Raw genomic sequence first — 14,792 nt, 5'->3', positions numbered from 1 at the left:
AGAATTAGACGGCCCACAAAGTCGCAGGCCGTGATGTTAAATGCCAGAGGGCTAGCCTTGACGTGCCTTAAAACGGGGATCCGTTTTGTTAATGACATAAAGGCGACCTTTACGACGCACAATTTGGCAATCGCGGTGGCGGTTTTTTAGAGAACGGAGTGAGCTGCGGACTTTCATGGGGACGCGCTTTCGTATTGTTAAAACTTGAACGCGGCGTATAGGAAAGTGTACGGCGCAAGTCAACGCCAGAAATCACCTCTAAACAGGATAATTTCACGCCTTATCCCGCGCTTAGTCAGGCTTTATTAAGCATAATGACCATAGGTTTGATCATTCAACTGTCAAACGCGCTGGCGATGCCAGCCTCGAATCGGTAATCTAATATCATGTGGATACGTACGCTTAGCTCTATCATCATAACGTCAGCCGTCATCTCGGCGGGATGCGCAACACCAAAAGCCGTTGCCAATGACGCGGTTAATGTCACCGCCGCTGCGACGGTAACAAAAGTGGAGCTTACGCAAGACCAGCGCTTTGACGCTTGGAAAAAAGACTTTACCAGCCGCGCGATTGACCGCGGCTATGACCCGGCCATTGTGCGCGCAATGATAAGCCCCGCCAAGATTAACCCGCTAGCGCTAGAGCGTGACAAAACGCAGCCCGAATTTAACAGCCCGATTTGGGCCTATGTCGATAAAACAACGTCTGTTGACCGTGTCACGCGCGGCAAGGCCCTGCTGAGCGAGAACCAAGCCCTTTTCGCGGATATAGAAGCCCGCTACCGCGTGAACCCCTATGTTCTGACCGCGATTTGGGGGCTAGAGAGCAGCTACGGCCGTATCCTTGGTACGCATTATATTATTGACGCATTGGCCACATTTGCCTTTGAGGGTCGCCGCACAAAATTTGGCGAAGAGCAATTATTTGCCACACTCGATATCGTCAAAAGCGGGAAAGTCCGTCCTGCACAGCTTGTCGGCTCTTGGGCGGGTGCAATGGGCATGACACAATTTATCCCAACCACTTTTCGCGACTATGCCGTCGATTTTGATAATAATGGCAATAAGGATTTATGGAAAAGCGAAGCTGACGCGCTGGGTTCTGCCGCGCATTATCTGTCGCGCTTTGGCTGGCGTCTTGAAGAACCGATTTATACTGAAGTCAAATTAGCCCAAGGCTTTGATTACAGCATTGCAGACGGCCGCAAAATGAGCGTCAATGACTGGAGCGCGCTGGGCGTCGCCCCGATCACAGGACAACGCTGGTCGGCGGACGCAGGCTTTTTAGAAGCAAAATTGCTGGTGCCTGCTGGCGCGAAAGGCCCGAAATTTCTGACCTTTAAAAATTTCGATGTTATCAAAAAGTATAACAATTCAACCAGCTACGCGCTCGGTATTGCAACCTTATCCGAAGCCTACCGTGACCGCGCGACAATCACGGCCCCTTGGCCCAAGAGTGATAAACAAGTCGGGCGCACGGATTTGAAAGCGATGCAAGCCAAGCTCACCGCATTGGGATATGATACCAAGGGCGCAGACGGCATTGTCGGGCCCAACACACGCCGCGCAATCCGCAATTGGCAGACGGCGAACGGACTGACGGCAGATGGCTATATCGAACAAAAGCTGTTTGAAAAGATTATGGTCAGCCGTTAATCAAACGGCATTTCATCCAAGAAACGGATAAGTCGCTTCTTCGCGGTAAATATTTTGCGCGCCGACTTTTGGTAGGCTCGACATCATCACCATTTGGTCGACAATAAACGGCGCGGTATTAAAGCGCGACAATCGTTTTTCAAAGGCTATCACGCGGTCAAGCGGCGGAAATTCACGCAAGTAAGCGACCGTCGCATGCGGCATATATTTGCGTTTTTCCATGCTCACACCAGCCCGGCGCGCCGCCGCCCGGCATTTTGTGTGCAATGCGTGCAGTGCGTCAGAGTGCTTCACACCCAGCCATAGCGCGCGCGGCTCTAGGCTACCGAAATGACCGGCCCCTTCCAGCTGTAAATCAAAAGCAGAGATACGGATTTTGGCCAGCTCATCATCCAGCATTTCCGCTTGGTCATCAGATAAATCACCGTAATAGCCCGTGGTGATATGCAGCTTTTCCGGCGCAACCCAGCGCGCACCCGCGACCCCGCGTTGAACACGGGTAATGTCGCGCACAAGTTTGTCAGGCAGTTGTAGGCAGGAAAATAAAATCATGGCGTCTATCTAGCACATATATTTAACAAACAGGGGAGCGGAACCTTTTGTGGATATCATCGGCAGCTTTTTCCATATCCTCTGTCCATTCAATCTTATGCGCGTCAATATTGGCTTTAAGCTGCGCAAGCGTTGTCGCGCCGATAATGTTGCTGGTCACAAAGGCACGACTTTCCGTAAATTTCTGCGCAAAGACGGCCGGGTCGATGCCCAAATCATCGGCGGCTTTTAGGCAGGCTTCAATCGCAGCGGGGCCGTCATGATTGTGATAGCGTTGCAAAAATTGCGGGAACAAATCTTTGCGCGAACCTTTGGGCGCGGTGCCGTCCCGATATTTACCCGTCAGATAACCCATGCCGAGAATTGAATAAGGCAGCAGGCCAACATCTTCGCGCATGGCAATTTCGGCTTGGGCGTAATCAAAACGCCGCGCGACAAGGCTGTAGACATTTTGGATGGAGGCAATACGCGGCAGGCCTTGGGTCTTGGATAGTTCCAAATATTTCATCGTGCCCCAGGCGCTTTCATTACTTATGCCAATATGACGGATGTTCCCTTTTTCTATGTGGCGGGCAAGCACGGCCAATATATCGGCCAGCGGTTCCATATCGTCCGTGTCGTAATCATAATAGCTGTGAAAGCCAAACCCCGGCATACCGCGATCAGGCCAATGGAGTTGGTAGAGATCGATATAATCCGTTTGAAGACGTTTTAAGGATTTCTCCACCGCCTCGTCAATTTGCGCGCGCGTGTGACGCGTCATGCCGCCGTCCGTCTTGTCCCGTGTCCATGTCATGCCAGAGCGGCCCGTGACTTTAGTCGCAAGGATAAAATCATCGCGCTTGCGCCGCGCCTTAATCCAACTGCCGATATAGCTTTCCGTGCGGCCTTGGGTTTCAGCCCGCCCCGGCACAGGATACATCTCTGCGGTATCAATGAAGTTGATACCCTCACCTCGCGCGTAATCCAGCTGAGCATGGGCTTCTTTTTCTGTGTTTTGCTCGCCCCATGTCATTGTGCCAAGGCAAACAGAGGTAACATTTATGTCGGTACGGCCTAATCGGCGCATATCAAAAGGAGAGGTCATAGGTAAAACTTATCGGGGCTATAGGAAGAATGTATGGCCAAAACAGGCCTGTACTGCCGATTTTTGCCGGATATCCTTGGTATTGCAAGCGATTTACACTATATTGATAGTAATCGCCGTGACATGGGCAGAAATCCGTCCGGCTTCACAATGAATGGAGCGATATATGAACCAGAATTATAACAATGCCGTTGGCAATAACGCGGATGTCGATCTCGGCCTCCGTAGCTTTATGCTCGGCACTTACCGCTATATGGCAATGGCGATGGCTGTCACAGCTGGCGTTGCTTATTTTGGCGGTCAAGCAATCCAAGCCAATCCCCAACTCATGGGCATCTTACGTAACCCGATTCTTGTTATCGGCTTTATCTTTGCCATCCCGTTTATCTTTGCGGGTGTTGGTCGTAAATTGCCAACAATGAGTATTGGTGGCGTGCAAGCCTTTCTTTTCGGCTTTGCTGCCTTTATGGGTATTTTCATGTCAGCCATTGCGGCTTTCGTGGATCCGATGATCATTGCCAAAATCTTCTTTATGACAGTTGCCATGTTTGGTGCGCTAAGCCTGTTTGGTTATTCAACGCAGCGTAACCTGTCGACATTTGTGAAATATGCCTTTGCGGCGTTCCTGGCTTATGTAGGCCTGGGCATTTTGGGCATGTTCTTCCCATCGCTGAGCCCCTTTGCAGGCGGCGTGTTTGGCACAGTCGTGCTGATTATCGCGCTGGCGGCAATCTCGCTGATTACAGCGTGGGAAACACAAATGCTGAAGCAGGTCTATTACGGTAATGCTGGTAATCCTGCGATGGAAGGCAAGCTGGCCGCTTACGGTGCAGCGTCATTGCTACTGGCCTTTATCAACATGTTCCAAATCTTGCTCAGCCTGTTTGGCCGCGAATAAGGTTGGTAACATAACACGATTAAACCCGCCTTCATGGCGGGTTTTTTTATGCCCACTAGAAGTTGATTGCAAAATCGTCGTAAATCAGTCAAACTGCGGCAGGTTGACGCAGTCAATGGGGGCATCTCCAGATAGAACCGCGCAGCCAGCAATAAAACGACACAGGGGAGAAAACTATGTCACTTGCAAAAATTATCTGGCTCATCGGCCTGATTGCGGCCATTGCACTGGCCTTTATTAACACAGGCTATGATGCTGCCATTCTGGCGGTCTTAGGGTTGGTCTGTGGTTGGTTCTTGGATCATGAACATCGCCGCGGCGCGATTATTGCGGCGGTGTTTTTGATGATGGGCGGCTCTGCTGCGCTAGGCGGCATTCCTGGCATTGGCGGATATCTGACCGCAATCCTTGCCAGCCTGGGTGCTGTCTTTGGCGGCGCGTCTGTCATGGCGATCGTGCGCACATTAATCGAGCGCATCTTCATGTCCAACGCAGCAGCCGCCACTTAGGCTCTTGCATCATATGACGTTTAAGCCCGCCCTTCACGGCGGTTTTTTTAATGGACGCAACTAAACCGATTTAAAGCGTTGCTTGTCAAAGACCCGCAGCACCGTGCGTAAATCATGGCCGCGTTTGAGGATAAGACCGCCCGGCGCAATCACGCTAAATTGGCCCTGTTTATCACGCAGGGCTGGCGTCTTTTCGATGCGGTAAAGAGGGTGCTCTGTCGCACGGCGAAAGACAGAAAACACCGCCTTGTCCTTTAGGAAGTCCATCGCGTAGTCTTTCCATTCGCCTTGGCTCACCATCTGCCCGTACACTGACAGGATGATGGACAGCTCTCGGCGGTCAAAGGCGGTTTGGGACGGCTCGTTCTTTTGACCCGCGAAAATACGGCGCGGCTCATTTGGATTTTTCGGCGTTTTTAATGACACAATTTTAGACGACATGGCCCCATCATAGCGGCGTGATATAAGGCTGCAAGCGCGATTTATGCGGCGTTATGCATAGGGTAGTGAGTTAAGGTTTTAGCAACCACCTTTCGCCTGCGTTGCGAAAGTTTCACAATACGCCCCAATCTCGCCCCAATTTGGCCGTGGTTGAGACGGATATAAAACATGTCGAGAGGCAAGATGTGAAGCACGGTTTTTAATCAGCCCCCCAGCCCCCGTGCGGCGAACCTCTTGACAAAAGTGGTCGGTTTTCTTGTCCCCATTAAGACCGACTTTACGGCTCTGACGCGTCCAGCCCCGCGTCAGAGCCTTTATTTTTTAGATAATGGGGGGACGCGTGCAGCCCCACGTCAGAGCCTTTATTTTTGGCGCATCATAAATTTTAAGGCCGATAAACTGCGGCGTTGAGGATTTTCTTTGTCTCCGCATCATGGACAAGCACGGCATAGGCCGTATCGTCCGACGCGCGGATAGCGGTCTGGTCCGTCGTAATAGGCTGCACATCTGTGACGACATTGGCGAGACGTAATGTCCGCCCGTTGTTTTCGCCCTTGGACACATCAACCGATTGCCAACCGGGTGTGAAGCTGACCAATACAATGGGGCGCGTGCTGTCAACATCAGCTAAACCCGTAATCACGACTTGCCCGTCTGTCACGTCGATATCCAGACCGCCTTTCGCGTTAAGCGGCATGGTGTCAATATCGCGGCGTTGATAGCGCGGACTGTGGGCAGAGCCGTTCAACACGATTTGTGGTGTGTATACATTGCCAATGCCAAAGGCCTTGCCATACGCCTTTTGACGCTCTGTGAAACGCACATCACCAAAGGTATCTTTCCACCCCAGATAATCCCAATAGGTCACACCATAGGACAGAACCAACTTATCTGTATCCTCTGTCAGGGCGCCGACAAAGGCATTGGCGGGTGGGCAGGACGAGCAGCCTTGGGAAGTAAACAACTCCACGACAGTCGACGGCACGTCCCCTGCATGAGCGGAGGCCGCAGCAGAGGCGAAAACGAGCAAAGAAAGAACAGATGTAATCGGGCGCTTTAAGTAAATCATATCTGTTTAAACCACAGCTTTGGCCTTTGCGCTAATGCCAATATCATCACAGCTGCGTGATGGGCATATCCTTACATTGAGGGTATCGGTTGGCTTTGGTCTTTCGTCTTGTCATCGCCTTCGTCATCCGTATCAGGATGACCATCCGCCGAAAGCAGTACAGCAATCCACCGCGTTGTTTGGAACTGCGCGAGGACAATCATGATTATCACGGTCAACGGCGCAGATAGAAATGCCCCAACCCCGCCCCATAGCGCGCTCCATAATGTCAAAGACAAGACAACGACTAGGGCAGACAGGTTCATGCTATCGCCCATCATTTTAGGCTGAATTGTATTACCAATAATAAATTGCGCGCCGAATAACGCGCTCGCCAAAATGATAATGGGGGCTGGTGTGTTAAACTGCACCATCGCAAAAAGAACTGGAAAAGCCACAGCCGCAAGGCCGCCCACAATCGGGATATAATTTAAGATGAAAATAACCAGCGCCCAGAACAGCGCATTGTCAAGGCCGACCGCCGTCATGGCGATATAGCTGACCACGGTTTGCATCAGCGAGATAACCGTTTGCACACCAATATATTTTTCAACAGAGGTCCGAATACGCTTCCCGACTTTACTGGCTTGCGCGCGGCGTTTCTCATCGGGAAACAAATCATCCATTTTCTTTGGAAAGCTGGACTGAGCAGCAAAAAGGAACACAACATAAAGCGCAATCAAAGCAAATTCTGACAACACGCCCTGAATAGACGCGGCAAAACCAGAGAAAAACTTCGGCAAGTCGAGCCCCTGGGTCAGCTTGGTCAGCTCTAAGTCCGGTTGTCGGAACAGCGTTTTCAGCCAGACAAATATCTCGTTCAGACGTTCTTGGTATTGCGGCGCCTCGCGGGCAATGTCTTGAGCTGTATCGGCAATAATCAGAACGATGCCGACAATCCCCGCGACAACAATCAACAATGAGACGGTTAAGGCCAGCCAATAGGGAAATTTTGGCGACAGGTCATCCAGCCAACTGGCCAGCGCATCAATCATCAACCAGAAAAACACAGCCAAAGCAAAAGGGGCCATAATATTGGCCGTTTGGTGCAATCCCCAAATCAAGGCCACAGCAGCGAGAAATAATAAGCTAGCGCGAATCGTATTGTCCATGTTGGTCCCCTTTGGCGTTACCGTAACGCTTACGCCGTTCGTTTTCAATTGCCTGTTGAATTGTTGGTATTTTTGACAGCTTGCGTTCAGACATATCCCGCCATAAACAAAGTGCAGCACGGAGGCAAAGATGAGCACAATTTTTATCGGCAAAGATACAGACGGCGTCACGCAGGAGCTTTTGCTCAATCGCGCCAACCGTCACGGCCTTGTTGCGGGGGCCACAGGCACGGGTAAAACTGTCACGCTGCAAATATTATCAGAAGGCTTTTCAAAGGCCGGAGTCCCGGTCTTTGCCGCCGATGTCAAAGGCGATTTGTCTGGCCTGTGCCAGTCAGGTTCAAAAACGCATAAGCTGCATGACAAATTAATCGCGCGGTCTGAAAAAATTGGGCTGGATGATTACAGCTATAGCGCCATGCCAACCATTTTTTGGGACCTGCACGGCAAAAAAGGCCATCCCATTCGGGCAACCATATCAGAGATGGGCGCGATGTTGTTGTCGAATTTAATGGGTCTGACTGACGCCCAAGAAGGCATTATGAATATTGCCTTTGACTTGGCCGATGACAATGACTGGCCCTTGGTTGATTTAAATGATCTGCGGGCCGTGTTGACCTATGTGGGTGAAAACCGAAAAGAACTATCGCTGGAATACGGCAATATCGCCACACAATCCGTCGGCGCGATAATCCGTAACTTGCTTGTGCTTGAGCGCGAAGGCGCCGAGGAATTTTTCGGCGAGCCCGCGTTAAAGCTATCTGATTTCATGCTCCGCGACGGTTCTGGCCAAGGCTATGTCAATATACTGGCCGCTGATGACCTGATTAATACACCGCGCCTGTATGCAACGTTTCTTCTTTGGTTGATGAGCGAGCTATTTGAAGAACTACCCGAGGTCGGCGATCCCGATAAACCCGTAATGGCATTCTTTTTTGACGAAGCGCATTTGCTCTTTGACGACGCGCCCGATGCACTGGTTGATAAAATCACGCAAGTCGCACGCCTTATCCGGTCCAAGGGTGTGTCGCTTTGGTTTGTCACGCAAAACCCCGCCGATATTCCTGATGATGTTTTGGGTCAAGTCGGCAACCGTATCCAACATGCGCTGCGCGGTTATACACCCAAAGAACAAAAGGCCATTCGCGCCTCTGCTGATGCGTTTCGCCCGAACCCCAATTTTAAAACCGAAGACGTCATATCAGAATTAGGTGTCGGCGAAGCCCTTGTGTCTGTACTGGATGCCAAAGGCCGTCCGCAAGTTGTCGGCCAAACCCTTATCCGTCCGCCCGCCTCTCGCCTTGGCCCCGCGACAGCAGCAGAACGCAAAGTCGTCATGGCTGCTAGCCCCTTAGCTGGTGTGTATGACGAAGCTGTTGATCCCGAAAGCGCATATGAAATGCTGGCTGTGAGGCGCGAAGCCATGGCGAAAGCCGCAGAAGAAGCTGAAGCCCGCGAAGCCAAAGAAAAAGAAGCCGCCAAGAAAGCCAAAGACCGTGCCTCCCGCACAACGCGAAAACCACGCGGCCGCAAGCGTCAATCAGCCCTAGAGGCCGGCATGAAAGCCGGGGCCCGTAGTATCGCAAGCTCGATCGGCCGTTCCCTTGGCGGCAAACATGGGGCGGCCATTGCGCGCGGTATTTTGGGCGGGATTATGCGGCGCTAATCTAGGCAACCAGAAACCACAAAAGCACGCAGGCAATCATAAATTCGATTATCACAGTCATATGGCACCATCGGTATAGGCAGGTTTATAGCGTCATTTACACCACCTTATTGCGGCCAAGATGTGACACCTGTGTGAAATAAACATGTCATGACAGAACGCTATGATGGCGTCATAAGCTCTCTTGCCTTTTACCCTTAAACAAGGAACATAGGTGTTTGGTACCAAGAGAGAGTATATGCCGCATAATATGACACGACGCCAATGGCTGTTAGGGTCGACCTTAACGGGGCTAAGCACTAGCCTCCCGGCCTGCACACCCGCTGATGCGCCTATGTTATCATCCAACCGCCCGTTTATGCGCGGCACATTTGCCCATGGTATCGCCAGTGGTGACCCCCGCCGTGACGCTGTGGTCTTATGGACTCGCGTCACCCCTGATGATATGACCGACGGGCCTGTCAGCGTTCTATGGCATATATCTGAAAATGAAGATTTCGAGCCTATGTTAAGGAGCGGCGTCGTCAAAGCGGAGGCGGCTAATAATTGGACAGCCAAAGTCGATGTCACCGCCCTGCCCTCTGGCAAAACCCTATATTACCGTTTTATTGTGGGCGATGTGACCTCTCCGACGGGGCAGACAAAAACACTGCCGGATGGTCCATTAGACAAGCTCCGCTTTGCTGTGGTGTCTTGCGCCAATTGGCAACACGGTTTTTTCAATGCCTATGACCATATCGCGCGCCAAGATGATTTTGATGCCGTCATCCATCTGGGTGATTATTTCTATGAATACGGCGCGGACGGGATAGCCGACACGCCAATGGGTCAACAGGGACGTTTGCATGACCCCCGTCACGAAATTATCTCGCTTAACGATTACCGTACACGCCACGCGCAGTACCGAACAGATCCCAACCTACAAGCCATGTCGGCGAAATTTCCAATGATTACGATTTGGGATGATCACGAGACCACAAATGATAGCTGGCAGGGCGGGGCGCAAAACCATCAAGCGGATGAAGGGGATTGGGACGCGCGCAAACAAGCGGCCATGCGCGCCTATTATGAATGGATGCCCATTCGTGACCCAGAACGCGGACGGGCGCGTGAAACCCTTTTTCGTAATTTCGACTACGGTGATTTATTATCGCTAGTGAGTGTTGAGACGCGCCTGACCGCGCGGGCAGAACCTATAATCTTAGAGGATCATGTCGACACTATTGAAACCGACCCTGAAGGGTTCAAGGGTGATGTGCTGGGCGATCCCTCGCGCGAAATGTTCGGACAAGTCCAAGAAGATTTCATTGTTGAGGCGCTGACCCAATCCAAAGCGGACGGTAAGACATGGCGCGTTCTTGCCAATCAAGTGATAATGGGGCGCCTGAATACCCCTGACCTTGAACCCTATGTCAGTGAAGAGGCAGTCCAAGCCATTGAAAAAGATTGGGCTGGCGTGCGCGATATGGTCAAATTGTCAAAATATAATCTGCCAGTCTATCCCGATAGCTGGGACGGATACCCCGCCGCAAGAGACCGGTTTTATGACCGTTTAAATGCGGCAGGTGTCAATGATATGCTTGTCTTAACGGGGGACGCGCATGAATTTTGGATCAATGACCTGACAACGCAAGCAGGCGATAAAATCGGCTTGGAATGCGTCACAACCTCGGTCAGCTCAGAGACGCTCATTAAATATATGGGCGATAGCACAGCCGATTATTCGCTTCTGCTGACCCAGTCCAATAAAGACGCGCGCTATTATAATGCCCTGCAATGCGGCTATGTCGCGGTGAGTTTCACAAAAGACAAAGCCGATATTAGTATGATGGGTTTGTCCACGGTGACGTCTAAAGACTATAGCGCCTTTGAGGTTGCAGGCTTCTCTGTGCGCGCGGGTGAGACCACATTAAAAGCCAGCCGTGCGCGGGGCTTGAACCTAAAGCAAAAAGCGTTGTTCTCTGGCTTGGGTTAAAGCAGGACTAGCGCCGCGTCTTAATTCCAGCCTCGCGTTTAATGTCACCACTGGTTTGGCGGCTGCCGTCATGGGAATATCCTGGCGGGCCAAAAATATAGCCAAAGCGCTGTCGCAGGCTAATACCCCCTTGCGCGCTATCTTTGAAAATGCCGATCATCTCGCCAAAAGCAATTCTGACAGGATTGAATGTCTCAATCGGTTTTACCACGCCGTAACGCACAGGGTCAGCTTCATCCTCGGCCACAAATGTCCCAAAGATACGGTCCCAGATAATAAATATCCCTGCAAAATTACTGTCTAGATATTGCGGATTGGTCGCGTGATGCACGCGGTGATGACTGGGCGTATTAAAGATAAATTCAAACCAGCGCGGCATTTTCTTTATCGTCTCTGTGTGAATCCAGAATTGATAAACAAGGTTCACCGCCCCGACAAATCCAATCAGCAACGGATGAAAACCAAGCAAGACAAGCGGAGACGACAGCAGCACAAAGCCTGTAATGTGATTATTCCACGGCTGCCGCAGGGCGGTGGACAGATTATAATGTTCAGAGCTGTGATGCACGACATGGGCGGACCAGAACCAACGGATACGGTGTGCGGCGTAATGTTTGTAATAATAAACAAAGTCCTGCGCGATTAAACAGGCAAAAAATACCAGAGGACTGTAGCCCCAATCAAACAAGCGGAACTGCCAAATGAACATCAAAATTCCAAAGCTGATAAAGCCCATCAGGATATCAGACAATAACTGCCCTGCGCCCATGCTCATAGAGGCTGCTGCGTCCTTTGCCATATAGGCCCCGTGCACGCGGCGAAGGCGCAAATAAAGCACCTCTAGCAATACGGCGAGGCCAAAAAACGGGGCCGCATATAAAAGAACATCAGGAAAGTCAGCCATGCCATAATAAGGTCAAAAACTCGCCTATTGTCAACGCGAAAACAGGCGTTATGACTGCGTCACATCGGGGCAATGTAAAAGGCTGTTTTTTCAGTAAATTTTTATCTTTAGCCTATACAAACATGGGTGATTAAAGGGTGAAACTATGTGCGGTATTATCGGAATTGTGGGTACGACCACTGTCACAGAACGTTTAATTGACGGACTAAAGCGTCTTGAATACCGCGGTTATGACAGCTCTGGTATTGCTGTGCTTGACGGCGGCACATTAAAACGAGAACGCGCCGAAGGTAAAATTAAGGCGCTAGAGACCAAGCTTGGCGGCGCGGCTCTGGACGGTACAATCGGCATTGCCCACACACGGTGGGCGACACATGGTGTGCCCAATGAGAACAACGCTCATCCGCATTTCGCTGGCCGCGTTGGTGTAGTGCATAACGGCATCATTGAGAACTTCCTCGACCTCCGCAAAGACATGAGCCACCGCAAGTTCACCACAGAAACTGACACCGAAGTCGTCGCGCACCTTGTTGATGACGCGCTGAGTAGCGGCCAAGCACCCATTGATGCGTTTCGTACATCGCTGAAAAAGCTAAAGGGAGCTTATGCGTTTGGCCTCATTATTGACGGCTTTGATGACCATATTTTCGCCGCTCGTGCTGGCTCCCCGCTGGCGCTGGGGATTGGTGATGACGAGATATATCTCGGCTCTGATGCCATGGCATTGGCGATGTTATCACAAAAACTTGTCTATCTAGAAGAAGGCGATTGGGCGGTCCTCTCCCCAACAGGCTATAAGATATTTGACCGGGACGATAATCCAGTCGAGCGTGATATTACCCTTATCCAAGGCGGCCCTGCCATGGCGGAAAAGGGCAACTATCGCCATTTCATGCTTAAAGAGATATACGAGCAGCCCGAAACAGTTGGTCGTACCATGACCAATTATGTTGATGAGTTTCGCCTCTCTGCCGATGCGCCGGAAGGCCTAGGCTTTGCCAAGATTGACCGCATAATTATTATCGCCTGCGGCACGGCCTATTATGCGGCCATGGTCGCCAAATATTGGTTCGAGCAAATCGCAGACATTGCCGTGGACATCGATGTTGCCTCAGAGTTTCGCTACCGCTCCCCTGTGGTGAGCCAAGACTCGCTCTTTATTGCCGTATCCCAATCGGGCGAGACGGCAGATACGCTTGCGGCCCTACGCTATTGCAAAGACAAAGGCCTGCGTACAGCGGCGCTTGTGAATGTCATGACATCGACTATGGCGCGCGAAGCTGATATTGCGCTACCGATTAATGCCGGTCCCGAAATCGGCGTGGCATCCACCAAAGCGTTTACATCGCAACTAACGGCCCTCGCGTCACTGACTTTGGCGGCGGGCCGCGCGCGCAAAACCATATCGCGCGACGCTGAAATCCGTTTAACCCGCGCGCTCACCCAGACGCCGCGCCTTATCAAAGAAGCCCTGCTGCTTGACGAAAGCATAGAGGCCATCGCGTCAGATTTATCAGGCAAATCATCAGCCTTTTACTTGGGTCGCGGCGCGCAGACACCGATTGCGCTGGAAGGCGCGCTCAAGTTAAAAGAGATTAGTTATATTCACGCCGAAGGTTATGCCGCTGGTGAATTAAAACACGGACCGATTGCCCTGATTGAAGACGGTACACCCGTCATTGTAATTGCCCCCTATGATACTTTGTTTGAAAAGACAGTGTCCAACCTGCAAGAAGTCGCCTCACGCGGGGCGTTCATCATTCTTGTGACCGACGAAACAGGGGCGGCGAGTGCGAAAGATATGGCAGATGAAATTATCGTCCTGCCCAATAGCGATAGTTTCGTCGCGCCTATCGTGATGTCAATCGCTATACAGCTTCTCGCCTATCATACAGCGGTGGCACGCGGCACCGATGTGGACCAACCGCGCAACCTGGCCAAATCCGTGACTGTCGAGTAAGCTTTATCATTATATCTGTGGGGAATGATCATGAAAAAAATTAGAAAAGCCGTGTTGCCCGTCGCTGGCTTTGGCACGCGGGTGCTGCCGGCAACAAAAACTATTCCCAAAGAAATGCTGCCCGTCGTTGACCGCCCTGCCCTGCAATATGTCGTTGATGAAGCCATTGAGGCGGGGATAGAGCATTTCGTTTTCGTCACGGGACGCAACAAGGGCGCGATTGAGGATTATTTTGACCGCGCTTATGAACTTGAGTATTCGCTGCGCGAAAAAGGCAAGACAGCCATCTATGAGCAATTAGACGCCAATACGCCTAAAGCTGGCACCATGAGCTTCGTCCGCCAGCAAAGCGCGCTGGGCCTTGGCCACGCGATTTGGTGCGCGCGCGACGTGATTGGCGATGATCCTTTTGCGATTTTGCTGCCCGATGTTTTAGTCAAATCAGACCGCAGCTGCCTCGCGCAGATGGTGGATGCCTATAACACTGTGGGCGGCAACATCATTGCTGTGGACGCCGTGCCGCAAGAGCGCGTGTCGAGCTACGGCGTGATTGCGCCTGACACAAAGTCGGTGCGCCGTGATGACGGATTAATTAAAATGACAGGCATGGTCGAAAAACCCGCCGTCAAAGACGCGCCGTCAAACCTAAAAATCACAGGACGTTATATTTTACAGCCCGAAATCATGGGATTATTATCCGATCAAGAAGCGGGCGCGGGCGGCGAAATTCAGCTCACAGACGCTATGGCGCGCATGATGGGCGAGCAAGATTTCCACGCCTTTGAATACGTTGGCCAAGATTATGATTGCGGCTCTAAATACGGCTATTTTGAAGCCGTCATGGCCTATGCGCAAGACCACGTCGAAATTGGCGAGCAAGCGCGGGCCCTTATAAAATCCCGCGCACAATCTTTTTAATCCGTGA

14 protein-coding genes are annotated in these 14,792 nt (G+C 51.5%); 7 read left to right on the top strand and 7 right to left on the bottom strand.

What is annotated here, in order from left to right:
- Positions 1 to 51: 51 nt before the first annotated feature.
- Entirely contained in the window at positions 52 to 177 is a 126-nt protein-coding gene (gene ykgO, locus AB6B37_RS01855) for a type B 50S ribosomal protein L36 (protein WP_371397202.1), read from the bottom strand.
- A gap of 209 nt (positions 178 to 386) precedes the next feature.
- On the opposite strand from ykgO, the gene AB6B37_RS01850 reads away from it, so the two are divergent.
- Positions 387 to 1,655: a lytic murein transglycosylase gene (locus tag AB6B37_RS01850; protein ID WP_371397201.1), complete on the top strand. Its 1,269-nt coding sequence runs from the start codon at positions 387 to 389 to the stop codon at positions 1,653 to 1,655.
- Positions 1,656 to 1,667: 12 nt separating this feature from the next.
- Here the strand turns inward: AB6B37_RS01850 and thpR are convergent, their stop codons facing one another.
- Together thpR and AB6B37_RS01840 are read right to left on the bottom strand one after the other, a co-directional pair.
- Positions 1,668 to 2,207, bottom strand: a complete 540-nt coding sequence (gene thpR / locus AB6B37_RS01845) for an RNA 2',3'-cyclic phosphodiesterase (RefSeq protein ID WP_371397200.1) — start codon at positions 2,205 to 2,207, stop codon at positions 1,668 to 1,670.
- 22 nt (positions 2,208 to 2,229) lie between these two features.
- Positions 2,230 to 3,294: an aldo/keto reductase gene (locus AB6B37_RS01840; RefSeq protein WP_371397199.1), complete on the bottom strand. Its 1,065-nt coding sequence runs from the start codon at positions 3,292 to 3,294 to the stop codon at positions 2,230 to 2,232.
- A gap of 166 nt (positions 3,295 to 3,460) precedes the next feature.
- Between AB6B37_RS01840 and AB6B37_RS01835 the strand changes: the two genes are divergently transcribed.
- Both AB6B37_RS01835 and AB6B37_RS01830 read left to right on the top strand, forming a co-directional pair.
- Positions 3,461 to 4,192 (top strand): Bax inhibitor-1 family protein, encoded by a 732-nt coding sequence (locus tag AB6B37_RS01835; protein WP_371397198.1) that lies wholly within the window; start codon positions 3,461 to 3,463, stop codon positions 4,190 to 4,192.
- Between the two features lie 176 nt (positions 4,193 to 4,368).
- A complete protein-coding gene (locus tag AB6B37_RS01830) occupies positions 4,369 to 4,701 on the top strand; it encodes a hypothetical protein (protein ID WP_371397197.1) in 333 nt (110 codons plus the stop codon).
- Between the two features lie 60 nt (positions 4,702 to 4,761).
- Here AB6B37_RS01830 and AB6B37_RS01825 read toward each other — a convergent pair whose 3' ends face one another.
- The 3 genes from AB6B37_RS01825 to AB6B37_RS01815 all read right to left on the bottom strand — a co-directional run bounded on the left by AB6B37_RS01825 (position 4,762) and on the right by AB6B37_RS01815 (position 7,362).
- Positions 4,762 to 5,142, bottom strand: a complete 381-nt coding sequence (locus AB6B37_RS01825; RefSeq protein WP_371397196.1) for a DUF2794 domain-containing protein — start codon at positions 5,140 to 5,142, stop codon at positions 4,762 to 4,764.
- Between the two features lie 385 nt (positions 5,143 to 5,527).
- Entirely contained in the window at positions 5,528 to 6,211 is a 684-nt protein-coding gene (locus AB6B37_RS01820) for a DUF1223 domain-containing protein (protein ID WP_371397195.1), read from the bottom strand.
- Positions 6,212 to 6,282: 71 nt separating this feature from the next.
- The gene (locus AB6B37_RS01815; protein WP_371397194.1) at positions 6,283 to 7,362 is read right to left on the bottom strand and encodes an AI-2E family transporter; all 1,080 of its coding nucleotides are present in this window, start codon (positions 7,360 to 7,362) and stop codon (positions 6,283 to 6,285) included.
- Positions 7,363 to 7,492: 130 nt separating this feature from the next.
- Between AB6B37_RS01815 and AB6B37_RS01810 the strand changes: the two genes are divergently transcribed.
- Together AB6B37_RS01810 and AB6B37_RS01805 are read left to right on the top strand one after the other, a co-directional pair.
- On the top strand, positions 7,493 to 9,028 hold the full coding sequence (locus AB6B37_RS01810) for a helicase HerA-like domain-containing protein (RefSeq protein ID WP_371397193.1): 1,536 nt from the start codon (positions 7,493 to 7,495) through the stop codon (positions 9,026 to 9,028).
- 238 nt (positions 9,029 to 9,266) lie between these two features.
- Positions 9,267 to 11,003: an alkaline phosphatase gene (locus AB6B37_RS01805; RefSeq protein ID WP_371397192.1), complete on the top strand. Its 1,737-nt coding sequence runs from the start codon at positions 9,267 to 9,269 to the stop codon at positions 11,001 to 11,003.
- 7 nt (positions 11,004 to 11,010) lie between these two features.
- Here AB6B37_RS01805 and AB6B37_RS01800 read toward each other — a convergent pair whose 3' ends face one another.
- On the bottom strand, positions 11,011 to 11,907 hold the full coding sequence (locus AB6B37_RS01800) for a sterol desaturase family protein (protein WP_371397191.1): 897 nt from the start codon (positions 11,905 to 11,907) through the stop codon (positions 11,011 to 11,013).
- A gap of 145 nt (positions 11,908 to 12,052) precedes the next feature.
- Here AB6B37_RS01800 and glmS point away from each other — a divergent pair, with 145 nt between their 5' ends.
- Entirely contained in the window at positions 12,053 to 13,867 is a 1,815-nt protein-coding gene (glmS, locus tag AB6B37_RS01795; protein WP_371397190.1) for a glutamine--fructose-6-phosphate transaminase (isomerizing), read from the top strand.
- 30 nt (positions 13,868 to 13,897) lie between these two features.
- Positions 13,898 to 14,785, top strand: coding sequence for a UTP--glucose-1-phosphate uridylyltransferase GalU (galU, locus tag AB6B37_RS01790; protein ID WP_371397189.1), 888 nt, complete (start codon positions 13,898 to 13,900; stop codon positions 14,783 to 14,785).
- Positions 14,786 to 14,792 lie beyond the last annotated feature (7 nt).

It is taken from the genome of Fretibacter rubidus (assembly GCF_041429785.1).
GTDB lineage: Bacteria > Pseudomonadota > Alphaproteobacteria > Caulobacterales > Maricaulaceae > Fretibacter > Fretibacter rubidus.
Note: the sequence above shows the minus strand (reverse complement) of the source record. Positions and strands in the feature narration are given on the sequence as shown.

Coding starts and splice junctions, on each gene's coding strand:
- AB6B37_RS01820 (WP_371397195.1), bottom strand. CDS start 6,211: ATGATTTACTTAAAGCGCCCGATTACATCTGTTCTTTCTTTGCTCGTT.
- AB6B37_RS01840 (WP_371397199.1), bottom strand. CDS start 3,294: ATGACCTCTCCTTTTGATATGCGCCGATTAGGCCGTACCGACATAAAT.
- AB6B37_RS01815 (WP_371397194.1), bottom strand. CDS start 7,362: ATGGACAATACGATTCGCGCTAGCTTATTATTTCTCGCTGCTGTGGCC.
- AB6B37_RS01835 (WP_371397198.1), top strand. CDS start 3,461: ATGAACCAGAATTATAACAATGCCGTTGGCAATAACGCGGATGTCGAT.
- glmS (WP_371397190.1), top strand. CDS start 12,053: ATGTGCGGTATTATCGGAATTGTGGGTACGACCACTGTCACAGAACGT.
- AB6B37_RS01810 (WP_371397193.1), top strand. CDS start 7,493: ATGAGCACAATTTTTATCGGCAAAGATACAGACGGCGTCACGCAGGAG.
- AB6B37_RS01800 (WP_371397191.1), bottom strand. CDS start 11,907: ATGGCTGACTTTCCTGATGTTCTTTTATATGCGGCCCCGTTTTTTGGC.
- AB6B37_RS01830 (WP_371397197.1), top strand. CDS start 4,369: ATGTCACTTGCAAAAATTATCTGGCTCATCGGCCTGATTGCGGCCATT.
- AB6B37_RS01825 (WP_371397196.1), bottom strand. CDS start 5,142: ATGTCGTCTAAAATTGTGTCATTAAAAACGCCGAAAAATCCAAATGAG.
- thpR (WP_371397200.1), bottom strand. CDS start 2,207: ATGATTTTATTTTCCTGCCTACAACTGCCTGACAAACTTGTGCGCGAC.
- ykgO (WP_371397202.1), bottom strand. CDS start 177: ATGAAAGTCCGCAGCTCACTCCGTTCTCTAAAAAACCGCCACCGCGAT.
- AB6B37_RS01805 (WP_371397192.1), top strand. CDS start 9,267: ATGCCGCATAATATGACACGACGCCAATGGCTGTTAGGGTCGACCTTA.
- AB6B37_RS01850 (WP_371397201.1), top strand. CDS start 387: ATGTGGATACGTACGCTTAGCTCTATCATCATAACGTCAGCCGTCATC.
- galU (WP_371397189.1), top strand. CDS start 13,898: ATGAAAAAAATTAGAAAAGCCGTGTTGCCCGTCGCTGGCTTTGGCACG.